18 protein-coding genes (1 of these 18 cut by a window edge) are annotated in these 16,857 nt (G+C 60.4%); 4 read left to right on the forward strand and 14 right to left on the reverse strand.

Annotated elements, in window-relative coordinates; genetic code table 11:
* Positions 1 to 248 carry the 3' end of a trypsin-like peptidase domain-containing protein gene (locus HU736_RS13120; protein ID WP_103438700.1) on the forward strand. Its footprint begins 403 nt before the window's first position, so the window shows 248 of its 651 coding nt (coding positions 404–651); the start codon falls outside the window, past its left edge; its stop codon occupies positions 246 to 248.
* Positions 249 to 353: 105 nt separating this feature from the next.
* On the forward strand, positions 354 to 1,247 hold the full coding sequence (locus HU736_RS13125) for a bestrophin family protein (protein ID WP_103436103.1): 894 nt from the start codon (positions 354 to 356) through the stop codon (positions 1,245 to 1,247).
* Between the two features lie 18 nt (positions 1,248 to 1,265).
* Here HU736_RS13125 and HU736_RS13130 read toward each other — a convergent pair whose 3' ends face one another.
* Both HU736_RS13130 and HU736_RS13135 read right to left on the reverse strand, forming a co-directional pair.
* On the reverse strand, positions 1,266 to 1,658 hold the full coding sequence (locus HU736_RS13130; protein WP_225913047.1) for a lysozyme inhibitor LprI family protein: 393 nt from the start codon (positions 1,656 to 1,658) through the stop codon (positions 1,266 to 1,268).
* Between the two features lie 95 nt (positions 1,659 to 1,753).
* The gene (locus tag HU736_RS13135; protein ID WP_186701444.1) at positions 1,754 to 2,662 is read right to left on the reverse strand and encodes a LysR family transcriptional regulator; all 909 of its coding nucleotides are present in this window, start codon (positions 2,660 to 2,662) and stop codon (positions 1,754 to 1,756) included.
* 90 nt (positions 2,663 to 2,752) lie between these two features.
* Between HU736_RS13135 and HU736_RS13140 the strand changes: the two genes are divergently transcribed.
* Positions 2,753 to 3,226, forward strand: coding sequence for a DMT family transporter (locus tag HU736_RS13140; RefSeq protein WP_150573528.1), 474 nt, complete (start codon positions 2,753 to 2,755; stop codon positions 3,224 to 3,226).
* A gap of 11 nt (positions 3,227 to 3,237) precedes the next feature.
* Here HU736_RS13140 and HU736_RS13145 read toward each other — a convergent pair whose 3' ends face one another.
* The 12 genes from HU736_RS13145 to hmpA all read right to left on the reverse strand — a co-directional run bounded on the left by HU736_RS13145 (position 3,238) and on the right by hmpA (position 14,997).
* Positions 3,238 to 3,777: a hypothetical protein gene (locus HU736_RS13145; RefSeq protein ID WP_186701490.1), complete on the reverse strand. Its 540-nt coding sequence runs from the start codon at positions 3,775 to 3,777 to the stop codon at positions 3,238 to 3,240.
* A 52-nt stretch (positions 3,778 to 3,829) separates the two neighbouring features.
* Positions 3,830 to 4,393: a GNAT family N-acetyltransferase gene (locus HU736_RS13150; protein WP_101316654.1), complete on the reverse strand. Its 564-nt coding sequence runs from the start codon at positions 4,391 to 4,393 to the stop codon at positions 3,830 to 3,832.
* Between the two features lie 86 nt (positions 4,394 to 4,479).
* Positions 4,480 to 4,854 (reverse strand): YkgJ family cysteine cluster protein, encoded by a 375-nt coding sequence (locus tag HU736_RS13155; RefSeq protein ID WP_103438698.1) that lies wholly within the window; start codon positions 4,852 to 4,854, stop codon positions 4,480 to 4,482.
* Positions 4,855 to 5,003: 149 nt separating this feature from the next.
* Complete coding sequence (gene alaC / locus HU736_RS13160) at positions 5,004 to 6,212, reverse strand: alanine transaminase (RefSeq protein ID WP_103436099.1); 1,209 nt, start codon at positions 6,210 to 6,212, stop codon at positions 5,004 to 5,006.
* Between the two features lie 183 nt (positions 6,213 to 6,395).
* On the reverse strand, positions 6,396 to 7,523 hold the full coding sequence (locus HU736_RS13165; RefSeq protein ID WP_186701445.1) for a hypothetical protein: 1,128 nt from the start codon (positions 7,521 to 7,523) through the stop codon (positions 6,396 to 6,398).
* A 129-nt stretch (positions 7,524 to 7,652) separates the two neighbouring features.
* Positions 7,653 to 8,540 carry a heme o synthase gene (gene cyoE / locus HU736_RS13170; RefSeq protein WP_103436097.1) on the reverse strand — a complete coding sequence of 296 codons (888 nt, stop codon included), beginning with the start codon at positions 8,538 to 8,540 and terminating at the stop codon, positions 7,653 to 7,655.
* Between the two features lie 11 nt (positions 8,541 to 8,551).
* Positions 8,552 to 8,884 carry a cytochrome o ubiquinol oxidase subunit IV gene (cyoD, locus tag HU736_RS13175; RefSeq protein ID WP_186701446.1) on the reverse strand — a complete coding sequence of 111 codons (333 nt, stop codon included), beginning with the start codon at positions 8,882 to 8,884 and terminating at the stop codon, positions 8,552 to 8,554.
* A complete protein-coding gene (locus tag HU736_RS13180; RefSeq protein ID WP_103436096.1) occupies positions 8,884 to 9,507 on the reverse strand; it encodes a cytochrome o ubiquinol oxidase subunit III in 624 nt (207 codons plus the stop codon). The genes cyoD and HU736_RS13180 overlap by 1 nt, the downstream gene beginning before the upstream one ends.
* 3 nt (positions 9,508 to 9,510) lie before the next feature.
* Positions 9,511 to 11,529, reverse strand: a complete 2,019-nt coding sequence (gene cyoB, locus HU736_RS13185) for a cytochrome o ubiquinol oxidase subunit I (RefSeq protein ID WP_103436095.1) — start codon at positions 11,527 to 11,529, stop codon at positions 9,511 to 9,513.
* A 3-nt stretch (positions 11,530 to 11,532) separates the two neighbouring features.
* Positions 11,533 to 12,477 (reverse strand): ubiquinol oxidase subunit II, encoded by a 945-nt coding sequence (gene cyoA / locus HU736_RS13190; protein WP_101316638.1) that lies wholly within the window; start codon positions 12,475 to 12,477, stop codon positions 11,533 to 11,535.
* A 559-nt stretch (positions 12,478 to 13,036) separates the two neighbouring features.
* Entirely contained in the window at positions 13,037 to 13,543 is a 507-nt protein-coding gene (locus HU736_RS13195) for a disulfide bond formation protein B (protein ID WP_101316636.1), read from the reverse strand.
* A 281-nt stretch (positions 13,544 to 13,824) separates the two neighbouring features.
* Positions 13,825 to 14,997: an NO-inducible flavohemoprotein gene (gene hmpA / locus HU736_RS13200; RefSeq protein WP_103436092.1), complete on the reverse strand. Its 1,173-nt coding sequence runs from the start codon at positions 14,995 to 14,997 to the stop codon at positions 13,825 to 13,827.
* Positions 14,998 to 15,151: 154 nt separating this feature from the next.
* Here hmpA and norR point away from each other — a divergent pair, with 154 nt between their 5' ends.
* The gene (gene norR, locus HU736_RS13205) at positions 15,152 to 16,702 is read left to right on the forward strand and encodes a nitric oxide reductase transcriptional regulator NorR (protein ID WP_186701447.1); all 1,551 of its coding nucleotides are present in this window, start codon (positions 15,152 to 15,154) and stop codon (positions 16,700 to 16,702) included.
* Positions 16,703 to 16,857 lie beyond the last annotated feature (155 nt).

Here is a 16,857-nt window from a genome sequence, read left to right on the forward strand (position 1 = left end):
CGGGCGGCCCGGTGTTTGCCGACGACGGCAAGGTGCTGGGTATCAATATCGCTTATCTGTCCAGGGACGAAGTGCAGGCGCATGACCGCGCCGACCTGGCCAGCAGCGAGCGCATCAGTGTGTTCATGTCCTACAGCGAGATCGACAAGGAATGGCGGCGTTATCAGCATCTGCTGGCCAAGAAGGGCAAGCCGCAACTGCCAGTGACGCCGGTCAGAGGCATGGTAGTTACTGCCACAGCACGATGAACCAAGGGCCTGAAAACGTTTGGTTACAGCGCCCCGACCAACAGCCGCGAACCTTGGACCTCGTCCGGCGTCGGATCTGCATCCGCTCCGTTCGAGGTCTACCGCGTGAAACAACTCATCGCCCGCAAGCTGCGCCTGGTGGCGAAGACCTTCGGCTATATCGGTTGGTCGCTGTTCTGGCTGTTGATCTGGGATGTCCTGGTCACAATCGATTTCATGCTGTTCTTCAACAGCAAGTTCACCTTGCCGCTGATGCCACTGACGTTGCTCGGCTCTGCTCTGGTGGTGCTGGTCAGCTTCCGTAACAGCAGTGCCTATAACCGCTGGTGGGAGGCACGCACCCTGTGGGGCGCGCTGGTCAACAGCTCGCGCAGTTTCGCGCGCCAGGTGCTGACCCTGATTGATGACGACGATGAGGGCTTGAACCCGATCAAGGCTACCTTGTTGCGCCGGCATGTCGCCTACGTGAATTGCCTGGCGGCGCACTTGAAGGGGGAAGCATGCCCAGACGAGCTGATGGCGTTTATCCGACCCAAGGAATTCGAGCGGCGTAATCGCTCGAACAACTTCGCCAATGACATCCTCAGCGGCTCGGCCGCCTTGCTCGCCCGCGAATACAAGGCCGGCCGGCTGGACAGCATTCGCCTTGCCCGGCTGGAGTCGACCCTGGTTGACCTGTCCAACGCGCAAGGCGGGATGGAGCGGATCGCCAACACGCCATTGCCCTACCCTTATGTGTACTTCCCGCGGTTGTTCATTTCGCTGTTCTGCCTGATCGTGCCGATCGGCCTGGTCGAGTCGCTGGGCTGGTTCACCCCACTGGCCTCGACCGTGGTGGGCTTCATGCTGCTGGCGATCGAGCGGATCGGCTCCGACCTGCAGAGCCCGTTCCGCTTCAGCGAGCATCAGATCCAGATGGACACCATCTGCGAAACCATCGAGCGCAATCTGGAGTCGATGCAGCGCGAAGCCCAGTGCGGCCAGGTAACCACGGACTAATCATCCAAGGCCAGCCAGTCATTGCCCCGGGCTGAGTATCCGCTCAAGCTCCGCGGCACGGTCGCGGGTCATGCCCATCACACATGTGCCGGCCTCGATCTGGCGCAGGGTGCCGCCGCTGGCCTGGCTATGGAGGGCGCAGTTGTCATCGCGATATTTGATCCAGCTGCGCTGCGCCGTGCGCAAGGCCTTCTGCGCATCGCCTGCAAGCTTGGCCTGCAACTGCTTGTAGACACGGTTCAGACGCTGATCCTGCAGGCTGGTCTCGCTTTGGATACAGCTGCTCATGGCAACGGTACTGGAGGCCTTGTCCATACACTCGGTATAACGGGTGGAAAAGTCGTCGGCGCTGGCGGCTGCGCTCGAGCAACCCAGGATCAAGGTCATGGCGATAGTAGTGCGGTTACGCATGAGCAAGTCTCGCGGATGAGTGACGGCGACCAGCCTAGCACTTCCCCACCCCAGGCCGGCTACCAACGGCAATAATCAGACCAAACCCACTCGGCTCACTCTGTGTTCTGACAGATGCTCGCCACCCGCGCACGCAACCAGGCATGGCCGGCGTCGCCTTCCCGGCGCACATGCCACGCCTGGGCAAAAGCAAAAGGTGCGATCGCCAATGGCGGGGCGAAGGTACGCAGCGCCGGGTCCAGACGAGCCCCGCTGAGGCTTCGCCGCGCCACCGTAAGTATCAGATCGGTGCCAACCAACAGTGTCTGCGCTACGCCCCAGTGCGGCAGCGTCAAGGCAATCCGCCGTTGCTCGCCCACCTGCTGCAGGGCGCGATCGATCTCATTGTCGATGCCCGGCCGCACCGCAACCAGCACGTGGGGGCGTTGCAACCACTGACTCAAGCTAAGCCCTGCGCGCTGCGGCAGGTTCCTGCGGTCGGCCACACAGATAAAACTTTCTTCGAACAGCACCTGGCGCTGCACTTCAGCCGGCCAATCGGGGAACACGCCGAGCGCCAGATCCACTTCTCCGTCGATCAACTGCCCCAGCATGGCCTCTCGGCTGCCCTGCGAGACCACCAGGTCGACCCCGGGCGCCTCTTCGCGGACCTGCCGTAACAGGCCGGGCAGCAACACCCTGCCGCCATAGTCCGACATCGACAGGCGAAAAGTACGACGCGATTTGCCGGCTTCAAAGCCAGGACTACCAAGCAGACCGTCCAACTGCTGCAACGCATGCTGCAAAGGCTCGCGCAGGGATTGCGCACGAGGGCTCAGCTGCAGCCTGCCACCACGCCGCACCAACAGCGGATCGGCAAAGATCTCTCGCAACTGAGCCAGCGCATGGCTCACCGCAGGCTGACTGCGATGCAGACGCAACGCGGCGCGGGACACGTGCTGCTCACTGAGCAGCGCGTTTAGGGTCAGCAGCAGATTGAGGTCGATGCGGCGCAGATCATCCATGTAGCGAATACCAACTGTGCGGAGTTCGAATTTCCATCATTGAAATGGATAACACAGACTGCAGCCAGTCATTTATTCAGGAGCATCCCAATGCCGCATGCACTTGCCTTGTCTGTCCTGCTTCCCATGCTGATCGCCCTGCTGGCCGGCGCAGCTGTGCCGTTCCAGGCAGGCAGCAACGCCGCCCTCGGCCGACTGCTGGGGCATCCGTTATGGGCCGCGGGTGTTTCGTTATTGGTCAGCCTGATGTTGCTGATACCGGCATTGCTGGTGCTGCGGGCCCCGCTGCCGCAGCTGCAGAATCTGACCCAGGCGCCGTGGTGGGCCTGGCTGGGAGGATTGGCAGGCGTGTTATACATCACTGCCGCGCTGATTCTCACACCGCGCCTGGGTGCGGCCGGGTTTATCGTCTGCGTGATCGCCGGGCAGGTACTGTCCTCATTGCTGATCGATCAATGGGGCTTGATGGGCCTGCCAGAAAAACCTGTCAACAGCCTCAGGCTGGCTGGCGTGGGCATGATCGTGCTAGGCATGCTGCTGGTGCAGTGGGGCACTGCGCGCTGACAGCAGACCGGTCAGAAGGTCTGCGGTTGAATGGGCGGGTCCAGCACTCTTTCCACTTGAAAGCGCAGCGAGGGCATTTCGGTGGCAACGTACACCGTCACCCCCAACGCGGCGATCAAGGCCACGTCGAGCCAGCGCCATCCTGGCATTTGCGCAGCACTGCGGGCCTTCCAGCACCACCAGGCCTGCCCCACGCAGAATAACGCGATTGCCGCCAGCCACAGGTAAAAGCCCGCGCCAAAACCAATCAGGTCCTGGAAGGCATAGCTGCGGTTGTCCGGCAGGCGATCGATGCCCAGGCTGCTCGCCGCCAGAAACAGCGCGGCGAGGCCCAGCACCAGTGCCAGCCGGCGAAAGCGCCGGTGGCTGAGCACGGCCAGTGCCAACAAAGGATTGGCAAACCACTGGTAGTGCTCGAACGGAATCCCCCAAGGCCCGTACAGCAGGATCTGCAAGGCGGGCATATGCCGCCCCGCGCTCAGGTAGACACCGTCAAACGCCAGACTGCAGAGGAACAGCAACAGGCTCAGGGCGATATAGAACGTGGGCAACTGCAGGACCCAGCGGCGACCGGCGCTCACCCGACCGTCATTCACCGTCATATCAGGCAACCGGTGGCTCCAGCAACAGGCCGTAGATACCCGAATCAGACAACTCCCCGGCCACGCACCAGCGGGCCCGCAGGGTGCCTTCAAGGACAAAGCCCTGACGCTCAAGAGTACGTGCCGAGCCCTGATTGCGCGGGTCGATTTCACCTTCCAGGCGACGCAGGTGCAGCGTGTGCGCAAGGTAATCGATGAAGCAGGTCAGTGCTTCGTCCATGTAGCCGCGGCCCTGCACGCTGCTGGCCAGGCAATAGCCGATTTCGCCACGGCGGGATACGTCGTCGATGTTGAACAGCTGGACCATGCCGATCAGCGCCCCGGTGTCGCGCCGGTACATGCCAAGCTTGAGTTGCTCGCCCTTGGCATACGCTTCGCGATCTGCCGCCAGCGCGCTTTGCGCCTCGGCCAGGTCCTGCCACGGGGCGTGGTGCCAGTAACGCATGACCTGCGGGTCGGCCATCATCTCCAACCACTGCGCGGCGTCGGCATGACGCATCGGGCGCAGTTGCAGGCGCGGGCTTTCAAGGAGCAAGTCAGAGGGGAAACTGCGGGGCTGGGTCACGCCGGACCTCCTGTCCATCGCTGGAAAGATGACAGTCTAGCGTCAGTCGGACCCCAGGGTCACCGGGCATTTTCAACCCAATGCAATCACGCCACCTCGGCGCCTTCATCTGGCCAGTGCGGCTCGTTGGCCTCCAGCGGCGGTAACCCGTATGCAGCACGGGCTGCGTCGCAACTGGGGTTGTGCACGCCATCCACCCAGGACGCCTCGAACTCGCGGCAGGGCGTGGAACGGTTGGCGTAGATGCTGCACCCCACCTGCTTACCAATCTCGCCATCGAGGCTGATGCAGCGGCAAGGCTTGGCGTCGGTGCCGATCATGGCGACCCGGCTCGGGGTGATCTGCACCACCAGATCGTCCGGCACAACACCGCCCGATGACTGGCATTCGCCCCAGAAGAAGGACACACGGAAGTACCCGCAGCACGCGCCGCAGTCAAGGCAAGGGTTATATTCGGACATGATCGCCAGGGAGGGAGAGTTGTTGTTATCGGGGCTGAGCCCGCGGCGCCATTGTTGATCCAACCGGGGGTGGCTGAGAAGAGGGTATATGAAAAAAAACATGCCGCTGATCGGCGGCATGTCGGTTGGCTGTTAAGCGTGCGAAGAGGTTACTTGGTGGTCAGCCCATCCGCCCGGAACATCTGGCGAATGCCACGAATCGCCTGACGGATGCGGTCCTGGTTTTCGATCAGGGCAAAGCGCACATGGTCATCGCCGTAATCGCCGAAGCCGATCCCTGGCGATACGCAGACCTTGGCCTCGGCCAGCAGCTTCTTCGCGAACTCCAGCGAGCCCAGGTGTGCGTACGCCTCGGGTATCTTCGCCCAGATGTACATCGAGGCCTTGGGGTTCTCGACCATCCAGCCCAGCTCGTGCAAGCCCTTGACCAGCAGGTTGCGGCGCTGGCGGTATTGCTCGGCGATGTCGCGCACGCATTGCTGATCACCCTCAAGGGCGGCAATGGCTGCAACCTGCAGCGGGGTGAAGGTGCCGTAATCGTGATAGCTCTTGATCCGTCCAAGGGCGCTGACCAGCTCTGGATTGCCGACCATGAAACCAATCCGCCAGCCGGCCATGTTGTAGCTTTTGGACAGCGTGAAGAACTCCACCGCGATGTCCTTGGCACCGGGCACTTGCATGATCGAAGGGGCCTTCCAGCCGTCGTAGACAATGTCGGCATAGGCCAGATCGTGGATGACCAGCACGTCGTATTGCTTGGCCAGCGCTACCACACGCTCGAAGAAATCCAGCTCGACACATTGCGCAGTCGGGTTGGACGGGAAGCCCAGGATCATCATTTTCGGCTTGGGGATCGACTCGCGGATCGCCCGCTCAAGTTCGGTGAAGAAATCCACTCCCGGCACAAGTGGCACCGAGCGCACTTGTGCACCAGCAATCACCGCGCCGTAGATATGGATCGGGTAGCTGGGGTTGGGCACCAGCACGGTATCGCCGTGGTCAAGGGTGGCCAGCATCAGATGCGCCAGCCCCTCTTTCGAGCCTATGGTAACGATGGCTTCGCTTTCAGGATCGATATCGACCTGGTAACGGTCCTGATACCAGCGTGAAATGGCCCGACGCAGGCGCGGAATGCCGCGTGAGGTGGAGTAACCATGGGTGTCGTCACGTTGGGCGACCTGCACCAGCTTCTCGACGATGTGCGGTGGAGTAGCCCCGTCGGGATTGCCCATGCTCAAGTCGATGATGTCCTCACCACGACGACGGGCCGCCATTTTCAGCTCAGCAGTGATGTTGAAAACATAGGGGGGGAGACGATCAATACGCGCAAAGCGGCGCGGCGAACCTGCGTTGGCCATAACTACCTCTGAAGACGTAAGCGCCCGGAACCGTCCGAGCGACGCTGGCCGCCGCAGCGGCCGAATCAGAAGATAATGCCGAAAACAGACACCTGTAAAGTATATTTTCCTGTTTTTGTTGTGATTTTCAGACTTATGCCGTGACCGACCCCGTGCTCGGTCAGACCGCAGACGGCTATGCCATCAGCGCAGTGCCTTGTAGCTGTTGAGCTCCAAGCGCGTTACGCTCAGGCCATCGCTTGGGTCAAGGTGCTCACCACGTACGAAGCTGAACGCCTTGCCCACGCTACCGTGATGCACAAAGCGTTCAGCGCCGTCGCTTTCGGTAATGAAGGTGTAGGATTTTTTGCGCATCGCCAGATACTGCGCATCGTCCTGCTCCAGCGCCTCTAGGCAGGCTCTCAGTTGGCTGTCGCTCAACGCCATGCCTTTTTCCAACTGCACTCCCCATCGAGTCAAGCAACTATCGGCAAAGTGGCGAACGATCAGCCCCGGCTCCTTCAATGCATCACCGCCGCCCTCCCCGGTCGCAGATGCGTTGCCCACCAGAGTTGCGTGTCGGCCTGGTATGGGGAAGATACTCATACGGGTACCGGGCTGCACCTCGGGAACCACACAGGCAAAGCCCTTGGAGCGTTCGTCCCGCGCGTAAAACCCAACGTACTCTTTGACGTTGGCCGCCAGCTTCACTCGTGGTGCCTGGATATTGAGAATGCCGGGCACCGGGTCCAGCGCCAGGATATTCACGGGTATGTGCTCAAGCTCAGGGTCTGCCGCCATTGCGTTGGCCAGCATGTGGCAGCTGATGCCACCGCGGCTCCAGCCAACCAGGTTGACCACTGTCGGGATCAATGGCTTGCGAAACTGCTGGATGATCCGCTCTTGCAGCTCTTGCGGAGTGGTCGGACGATCACCGTAGTCGTAGCGATCTCGGAACCACTTGCCGGTGCTGCCGGCATCAGGGATGGGTACGCCGGCGTTCTTCAGGTTCTGGTACTCAGCCTGAGTACGCTTGCCACGCTGCCAGATACTATTGCCCTTGATGACTTGCAGGGCATGGGCGACATTCTCCTCCCAACCTTTGCCCAGCAAAGCCCCCATGGCGGCGCCGTGATCGCGGTCATCGACGAACAGGTTGTCATCCTGCAGATTGCCGCTGCCCGGACCGTCCACCACGATCTTGTCGGCAAACTCACGCCCCTGGTCTTTGAAGGCGAGGCTGGACACCAGCTCGCCATTCCAGTAATCCCGATTGGTAACGTCACCTGCAGTAGAGCCGGTTCCACAAAAGTAAACTGTAAAAACACCCATAGCTGCACATCCTCATGATTGGAGCGTGCAACTTAAGGGTTCGATAGCGGACCGGATAAGCAGGAAGGCCTGCCAAGCAGGCAAAAAAAACCCTGGCCTTGGTGCCAGGGTTTTTCCTAACAGCGACTATCAGCGTGCGTAGGTCATGAGCACGTCAGCGGCAGTCTGGCTGTCTACCGACATCATCACGCTCAAGGCAGTGACGGTGAGGATGGAGAAGCCAAATACCTTGCGCGCCCACTTGCTGTCATCTTCAGCCTTGTAGCCGCCCCAGGCCATGTACAACCAGTACAGGCCCATACCGGCGGCAACCGCCATGTAGCCGAGCCCGGCGTAACCGCCGAGGGTCAGCATCAGGGTAGCGAGGACGAATGCCAGCACGTACAGCACGATCTGCTTTTTCGCCGCGAGGATACCGCGCGCCACCGGCAGAACCGGAATATTGGCAGCGCTGTAATCCTTGAAGCGGAAGATCGCGATGGCAAAGCTGTGCGGCATCTGCCACAGGCTGAACATCACCAACAGGGTCACTGCAGCCAGGTCGAAGCTGTTGCTCACGGCGCAGTAGCCGATCACCGGAGGCATGGCACCGGACAGGCTGCCAACCAAGGTGCCGTGCACCGATTTGCGCTTCAGCCAGAGGCTGTAGAAACCGACGTAGACGACGAACCCGATCAGGGCGCAGTACGCCGCCAACGGGTTGGCCTGCACGTACAGCAAGCTGAAACCACCCAGCCCAAGCAGGGTGGCGTAAATCAGCGCCAGCGGCAGCGACATGCCGCCCTGGACCATCACGCGGTTCTTGGTGCGCTCCATCTTGATGTCGATGTCACGGTCGATGCAGTTGTTGAACACGCAACCGGACGCCACCACCATCGAGGTACCGAGAACCACCGCCAGGAACAGGGCGAAATCCACATGCCCGCTGGAGGCAAGGAAGAAACCGCCTGCCACGGAAAGCACGTTACCGAAAATGATCCCCGGTTTGGTGATTTGGATAAAGTGCTTCAGTGACATGCAGTCTTACCTCACTTGGCCATCATTTCAGAGTGGATGCTGAACATGATCCACAGCGACAGGCCGACCAGCAGCGCGATTACCAGAACGGTGAACAGGAACGTCGACACATTGGAACGCTGCTCTTTCGAGCGGTCCATGTGCAGGAAGTACACCAGGTGTACCACTACCTGAATGACGGCCATGGCCACCACGATCAGGACGGTCAGGTTCTTCGGAAAAGTCGGGAACATGACCAGGCCGAACGGGATCGCAGTCAGGATGATCGACAGTACGAAACCGACCATGTACGACTTGACGCTGCCGTGGCTACCTTCGTGATGAGTGTCGTGTGCGTTAGCCATTACAGAACCCCCAACAGGTAAACGACGGTGAATACGCAGATCCAGACCACGTCGAGGAAGTGCCAGAACAGGCTCAGGCAGCTCATGCGGGTCTTGGCAGTCGGCGTGATGCCGTGCTTGTTGATCTGATACATCATGATCGCCATCCAGATCAGACCGGCAGTCACGTGCAGACCGTGGGTACCGACCAGCGCGAAGAACGCCGACAGGAAACCACTGCGCTGCGGGCCGTAACCCTCGGCGATCAGGTGATGGAATTCATAGATTTCCATCGCGATGAAGCCAGCACCGAACAGGAAGGTCACAGCCAACCAGCCCAGTACACCTGCCTTGTTGCCGTCGAACATCTTCAGCATGGCGAAGCCGAAGGTGATCGAGGACAGCAGCAGGAACGCGGTTTCAACCAGCACGAAGTCGAGCTGGAAGATGTCGTGACCCGACGGGCCGCCGGCGAAACCGCCGGACAGCACCGCGTAGGTGGCGAAGAGCGACGCAAACAGGATGCAGTCGGTCATCAGGTACAGCCAGAAACCAAGTACGGTCATCTGGCCCGAGTCGTGGTGGTGATCGTCGTGCCCATGGTCATGACCATGAGCGTCACCGTGGATTACTTGACTGGACATTGATTACACCCGTTCAAACGATTCGACACGTGCGCCGGCAGGCAGAGCACCTGCTTTGGCCAACGCTTGCATGCGCTCGCCTTCGATGCGCGCCACTTCTTCAGCCGGCACCATGTAGCCCTGGTCGTCACGTGCAGCGTGGCGAACGAAGACTGCGATGGTTGCTACCAGGCTTGCGCCAACCAGCCACCAGATATGCCAGATGAAGGCAAAGCCGAAGACGGTCAACAACATGCCCATGAACAGACCGGTAGAGGTGTTGCTTGGCATGTGGATCGCTTCGTACTTGGCCGGAACCTTGTACGCAACTTCGGCTTCCTTGGCTTCGTGCCAGGCGTCCAGACCAACTTTCTCAGGCATGTGAGCGAAGTTGTAGAACGGCGGCGGCGAAGAAGTCGACCACTCCAGCGTACGGCCACCCCATGGATCGCCAGTGACGTCCAGGTTCTGGTTGCGATCGCGGATCGACACGAACAGCTGGATCAGCTGGCAAGCGATACCGAACAGGATCAGCACGGCGCCGACTACCGCTACCCACAGGTAGGGTTCCCACAGTGGGTTTTCGGTGTGGTTCAGACGACGGGTCATGCCCATGAAGCCCAGGGCGTACAGCGGCATGAACGCAACGTAGAAGCCCGAGATCCAGAACCAGAAGGCAGCTTTGCCCCACTTCTCGTTCAGGGTGAAACCAAAGGCTTTCGGGAACCAGAAGGCGAAGCCGGCAATGTAGCCGAATACCGCACCACCGATGATCACGTTGTGGAAGTGAGCGATAACGAACAGGCTGTTGTGCAGCACGAAGTCAGCACCTGGAACAGCCAGCAGAACGCCAGTCATGCCACCGATCGAGAAGGTGACCATGAAGCCCAGGGTCCACAGCATCGGCGCGGTGAAGCGCACGCGGCCTTGATACATGGTGAACAGCCAGTTGAACAACTTCACACCGGTCGGGATGGAGATCAACATCGTCGCCAGGCCGAAGAAGGTGTTGACGCTCGCGCCGGCACCCATGGTGAAGAAGTGGTGCAGCCAAACTGCAAAGCCGAGAATGGCGATCGCGCCCGATGCATAAATCATCGAGTGGTGGCCGAACAGGCGTTTGCCAGAGAACGTCGAGGTAACTTCCGAGAACACGCCGAAGGCCGGCAGAATCAGAATGTAAACCTCAGGGTGACCCCACGCCCAGAACAGGTTGACGTACATCATCGGGTTCCCACCAAGCTCGTTGGTGAAGATATGGAAGTCCAGATAACGGTCAACAGTCAGCAGAGCGAGTGCAGCGGTCAGGATCGGGAACGAAGCCACGATCAGCACGTTGGCCCAGGTGCAGGTCCAGGTGAAGATCGGCATGTCCATCAGCTTCATGCCAGGCGCGCGCATTTTCATCACGGTGACGAGGAAGTTGACGCCGGTCAGCGTTGTCCCCAGACCCGATAGCTGCAGTGCCCAGATGTAGTAGTCCACACCCACGCCCGGACTGTACTGAATACCCGCAAGCGGCGGATACGCAACCCAGCCAGTCTTGGCGAACTCACCAACACCCAGGGAGATGTTGACCAGCAGCACGCCTGCCAGCAGCAGGTAGAAGCTCAGGGAGTTGAGGAACGGGAAGGCCACGTCACGTGCACCGATCTGCAGCGGAACCGCAAGGTTCATCAGACCAGTGAAGAACGGCATCGCCATGAAGATGATCATGATCACACCGTGCGCGGTGAAGATCTGGTCATAGTGTTCAGGCGGCAGATAGCCGGTCTCGCCACCCGTGGCCACGGCCAGCTGGGTACGCATCATGATGGCGTCGGCAAAGCCGCGGATCAGCATGATCATGGCGACGATGATGTACATCACGCCGATTTTCTTGTGGTCGACAGTCGTCAGCCACTCGGTCCACAAGTAGGTCCACTTGCGGAAGTAGGTGATCAGACCTACTACAGCGATACCACCCAGCGCGATCATGGCAAGTGTCACCATGACTATCGGCTCGTGATACGGGATCGCCTCCAGACTTAATTTACCGAACATCTCTTACTCCTCTGCCCCGGCAGCTGGTTGCTTACTCGACTCCACACCCTGGGTTGTGGCCAGGTCTTTGCTGCCTTGTTCTTCGTGGTTCGGCCGACCGCGGTTCATGCCTTCGTACTTGTCGACGATGGTCTGGAACTGGTCAGGCGAGGCCACGCTGTACAGCGTGACTGGGTGGTTTTCGCTTGGTTTGGCCAAAGCTTCGTATTCAGCCTTGCTCAGCGTTTTTGGCGACTGCTTGACTTCAGCAACCCACTTCTCGAAGTCGGCCTGGGAAGTGGCAGTAGCCTTGAACTTCATGCCGGTGAAACCAGCACCGCTGTAGTTGGCGCTGATACCGTCAAACACACCGTTCTCGTTGGCGATCAGGTGCAGTTTGGTGGTCATGCCCGCCATCGCGTAGATCTGGCCACCAAGACCCGGGATGAAGAACGAGTTCATCACAGCGTCCGAGGTCACACGGAAGTTCACCGGCGTGTTGGCCGGGAAGACCAGCGTGTTGACGGTGGCAATGCCCTGTTCCGGATAGATGAACAGCCATTTCCAGTCCAGCGCGACCACATCGACCTGCACCGGCTTCACGTCGGAATCCAGCGGACGATACGGATCCAGCTTGTGCGTGGACACGTAGGTCACGTAGCCCAGGGCAACGATGATGATGACCGGGATGATCCACACGGCCAGTTCGATCTTGGTCGAGTGCGACCAGTCTGGAGTGTAGGTGGCTGCCTTGTTGGAAGCACGATACTTCCAGGCAAATGCCAAAGTCATGATGATGACCGGCACAACCACCAGCAGCATCAGACCGGTAGCGATCAGGATAAGGTTCTTTTGCTCAATGCCGACCTGACCCTTCGGGTCGAGCAGGGTCCAGTTGCACCCACTGAGTAAAAGCATGCCTAAAAAGGGCAATATGCCAAACAGTCTGGGGTAACGCTTTTTACTCATCTCACGACCTCTAGATCAGCTTGCTTCAATGCAATTTGTGTTTTGGTCACCAACACTTCGTCCTGCCAAGCGTCAGCAATTTTGGCTCGAATTCGCTCCTGCCTGGGGTCCTCAACGTGGACCTGGGCGGTTAGCGGGCTTAACGGTATTTATGGTGTAGGCAAACGGCCCGTACAGCTGTACCAAGTCCATTTGGTGCGGGTTAACGCGGAGGGGTGTCCGCCCGGTATCGCCGTTGGGCGAAACTTGACGAAGTCAGCAAAAAGGAGGCCGTGGCTTCCTTCAAATCCTGCGACTCGCAAGCAGTGCCGAACGGAAATTGGGGGCGATTGTAGATAGGTCGCCCACCCTTGACTATGACTTATTGAGCAACAGTCTTTTGCAGATTCGGTAACAATGGAGTAGGGAAAATCAGGTTCGCGACAGTTTGTCGCACCCCGTCCTACAGGCCTGAAACGCTGATTCTGCAAGGCTTAGTCATTGATCTGGATCAAGCGAATGGCGAGAAAAGGGGCTTCTCTCGCCGTGCAACAGACTTGCGCTCAAGCGGTACTTTGGTCTAAGCCCGTTTGCGGTTGCGATAGATGCCTACCGGCACCAGAATCGCGGTCAGCACGAACGCCAGCAGCGCCCATTGCGCCAGCGACAGACCCAGCAGCGGAGGGTATGGCGTGCTGCAGAAACCCTCGACCTGGAACGCCAGTGGCCAGACCTTGGCCAGTGGCAAGTCATCGACGATCGGTTGCAGGGTGTCGATACCGCAACTGACCGCAGGGTTGGCGAGTATATACACATGGCGCCCAGCCGCAACGATTCCACCAATGGCACTGAGTACCACCAGCCCTTCGAACAGGGTCAGGCCCCGGCGGTTGGGCATTGCCGCGCCGATGAAGGCAAACAGCGCGATCAGCAGCAATGCATAGCGTTGCAGGATGCACAGCGGGCATGGCGCCTCGCCGAGGACAATCTGCATATACAGCGCGCCGCCAATCAGCGCCAGGCAGATCAGGCCCAGCAGGGCCAGAAAGCGCCGTTCACGGTTCAGGCGCGAGAGTTGTTCGTTCATTGCCGATTCCTTCGAGGGAGAGTGACAGCACGCAGGCCAGCCGCTGGGCAGTTTACACGCTGGCCATGAGCGTGGATGCGTCGAGGCAACGGCAAGCGCCACTCTCCGGAGACACTAGGACCGAGCCAAACCTCTTCAGTTCAACGACGGCCCTGTATATAGGCGGGCGAATGCCGGGCAGGCGCAGGCGCCTCGACACACGCAAGTGAAGGATAGCGGGATTAAAGCGAGATTAAGCCGCAGCCGGCCCGTGATCGCGCGAGCCGGCTGTAACAACGGGTTTACTCCAGCGCAGCCGCCGGCCCGAAGAATTCGTAACGGCTCTGCGCTTCGGGCACACCCAACCCTTTGAGCTGGCGTTTGACCGCCGCCATGAATGCCTTCGGCCCCAGGAAGTAAGCATCGACATCCCGCTCCTGCGGCAGCCATGCGGCCAATTGCTGCTCGCTCAACAGGCCCACGGCGTCTGCGCCCTGCCCCGCTTCGGCGTAGCAATAAAAGCGTTTGAGCTGCGGATGACGCTCAGCCAGCGCGTCGACCCAGTCGCGGAAGGCATGCACTGCGCCATTACGCGCGCAATGAATGAAATGTACCGGACGCTGCGTCGTCAGGGCAGCCTCGAGCATGGCCAAGGTCGGTGTGATGCCGACCCCACCGCTGATGAGTACCAACGGCTTGTCACTCGCCGCCAGGGTGAAGTCGCCTGACGGTGGGAACAGATTGAGCGTATCGCCCACCATCAGCTGCTCATGCAGATAGTTGGAGACCTTGCCGCCCGCCTCCCGCTTGACGCTGATGCGGTACTGCTGGCCATCGCTCAATGCCGACAGTGAATAGTTGCGGCGCTGCTCGATGCCATCGATGAACAGTTGCAGGCCGATGTACTGACCAGGCTCGGCCTTGAGCACCGGCTGGCCGTCCTGCGCGGCAAAATAGAACGAGACGATCTCGCTGCTTTCCTGTTCGCGGCGTACCAAGCGAAACTTACGCGCGCCACGCCAGCCGCCAGTGGCCTGCTCCTTCTGCTGATACAGGCCTTCTTCAGCGCCGATGAGGATGTCGGCCAGCTGGCCGTAGGCGCCGGCCCAGGCTTCGATCACCGCAGGTGTGGCGATGTCCTTGCCCAATACTTCCTCGATGGCGCGCAGCAAGCAACGACCGACGATCGGGTAGTGCTCAGGCAGGATCTGCAAGGCGACATGCTTGTTGATGATCTGACCGACCAAACCGCCCAGTTGCTCGAGCTGGTCGATATGGCGGGCATACATCAGTACGCCATTGGCCAGCGCCCGCGGTTGATCGCCGCTGGCCTGGTGAGCCTGGTTGAACAGCGGACGTACCTCTGGGTATTCACTGAGCATCATTTTATAGAAATGGGTGGTCAGCGCTTCCCCTCCGCTTTCCAGCAACGGTACGGTGGCTTTGACGATTGCACGTTGGTCGGCATTGAGCATTGCAGCAACTCCTGAGCATGAGGCTTCGAATGGATGCATCTGCTGTTACAGCAATCATGCCAACTATTCGCCCCAGCAAAACCGGGACATTCAACCAGGCAGTGTCAAAATGACCAATCCCGGACTATAGTCATAAAGACCAAAAGGAGTCTTTATGACCACAAAGCCACTGCTCACCGCCCTTCTCCCGCTGGTCAGCGACCTGTCCCGCGATCTGCCCGACCAGGAACGCTACCGGCGCTTGCTGCAAGCCATGCGCAGCCTGCTGCCTTGCGACGCGGCTGCGTTGCTCCGGTTGGATGGCGAATGGCTGGTGCCGCTGGCGGTCGACGGGCTTGCCCCGGACACCCTTGGCCGGCGCTTTCGGGTCAGCGAGCATCCGCGCTTCAAGATTCTGCTCAGCCACAGCGAACCGACCCGCTTCGCCAGTGACAGCGACCTGCCCGACCCCTACGACGGCCTGGTCAACGCTCCTGACGCCAACCTGGAGGTACACGACTGCATGGGCTGCCCGTTGCTGGTCGACGAGCAGCCGTGGGGTCTGCTGACCCTCGATGCACTGACCCCGGGGCAGTTTCAGAGCCTGGAACTGGAAGCGTTGCAGGCCTTCGCCAGCCTCGCCGCTGCCACGGTCACCGTCGCCGAGCGGATTCAGCACCTGGCCCTGCGCGCCGAGGACGAGCACCAGCGAGCCGAGGTCTATCGTCAGGCCAGTGGCCAGGACAAGGAGCTGATCGGCCAGAGCAAGGCCCACACCCATCTGCTCGAAGAAATCCGCCTGGTCGGCAGCAGCGACCTGACCGTGTTGATCACCGGCGAAACCGGCGTCGGCAAGGAGCTGGTCGCCCAGGCCCTGCACCAGGCCAGCGGCCGCGCCAACAAGCCGCTGATCAGCCTCAACTGCGCAGCGCTGCCGGATACCCTGGTCGAGAGCGAGCTGTTCGGCCATGTCCGCGGCGCCTTCACCGGCGCCCATGGCGAGCGTCGCGGCAAGTTCGAACTGGCCAACGGCGGTACCTTGTTCCTGGATGAGGTCGGCGAGCTGTCGCTGACGGTCCAGGCCAAGCTGCTGCGAGTGCTGCAAAGCGGCCAATTGCAACGGCTCGGCTCGGACCGCGAGCACCATGTCGACGTGCGCTTGATCGCCGCGACCAACCGCGACCTCGCCGACGAAGTGCGCAACGGCCGTTACCGCGCCGACTTCTATCATCGCTTGAGTGTGTACCCCTTGCAGGTGCCGCCGCTGCGCGAGCGCGGCCGCGACGTGCTGCTGCTGGCCGGTTACTTCCTCGAACAAAACCGCTCGCGCCTGGGCTTGAACAGCCTGCGTCTGAGCAGCGAAGCCCAGGCCGCACTGCTGGCGTACGACTGGCCAGGCAACGTGCGCGAGCTGGAACACCTCATTGGCCGTTCAGCGCTCAAGGCGCTTGGCCAGCAAGCACAGCGCCCGCGCATTCTCACCCTGCAGGCCGCTGACCTCGACCTGCGCAGCGTAGCGCCCATGCCAGCCGCGGCTCTGCCGCTGCCCGCAGATGCGATTCAGACGACGAACGGCGACCTGCGTACGGCCGTCGATACTTATCAACGCCAGCTAATTGAGGCCTGCCTGCAAAGGCACCAGAACAACTGGGCGAGCGCGGCTCGCGAGCTCGGTCTGGACCGGGCAAACCTCAGCCGTTTATGTCGTCGGCTAGGCCTCAAATGAGGACGACTGCACAAAAGGATTAACCCAGAAAGCCTCTGGTTGGCTCCCGCACGGCTGCTATATCTCCCTTACTACCGGTGAACAAGGACCGCTCTGGACGGCCGCTGCGCACGTCTGCGCCGGCCCTCTGGTCTGTGTTCACCGCCGGGCCATCA

This window comes from Pseudomonas shirazensis (genome assembly GCF_014268785.2).
Taxonomy (GTDB): domain Bacteria; phylum Pseudomonadota; class Gammaproteobacteria; order Pseudomonadales; family Pseudomonadaceae; genus Aquipseudomonas; species Aquipseudomonas shirazensis.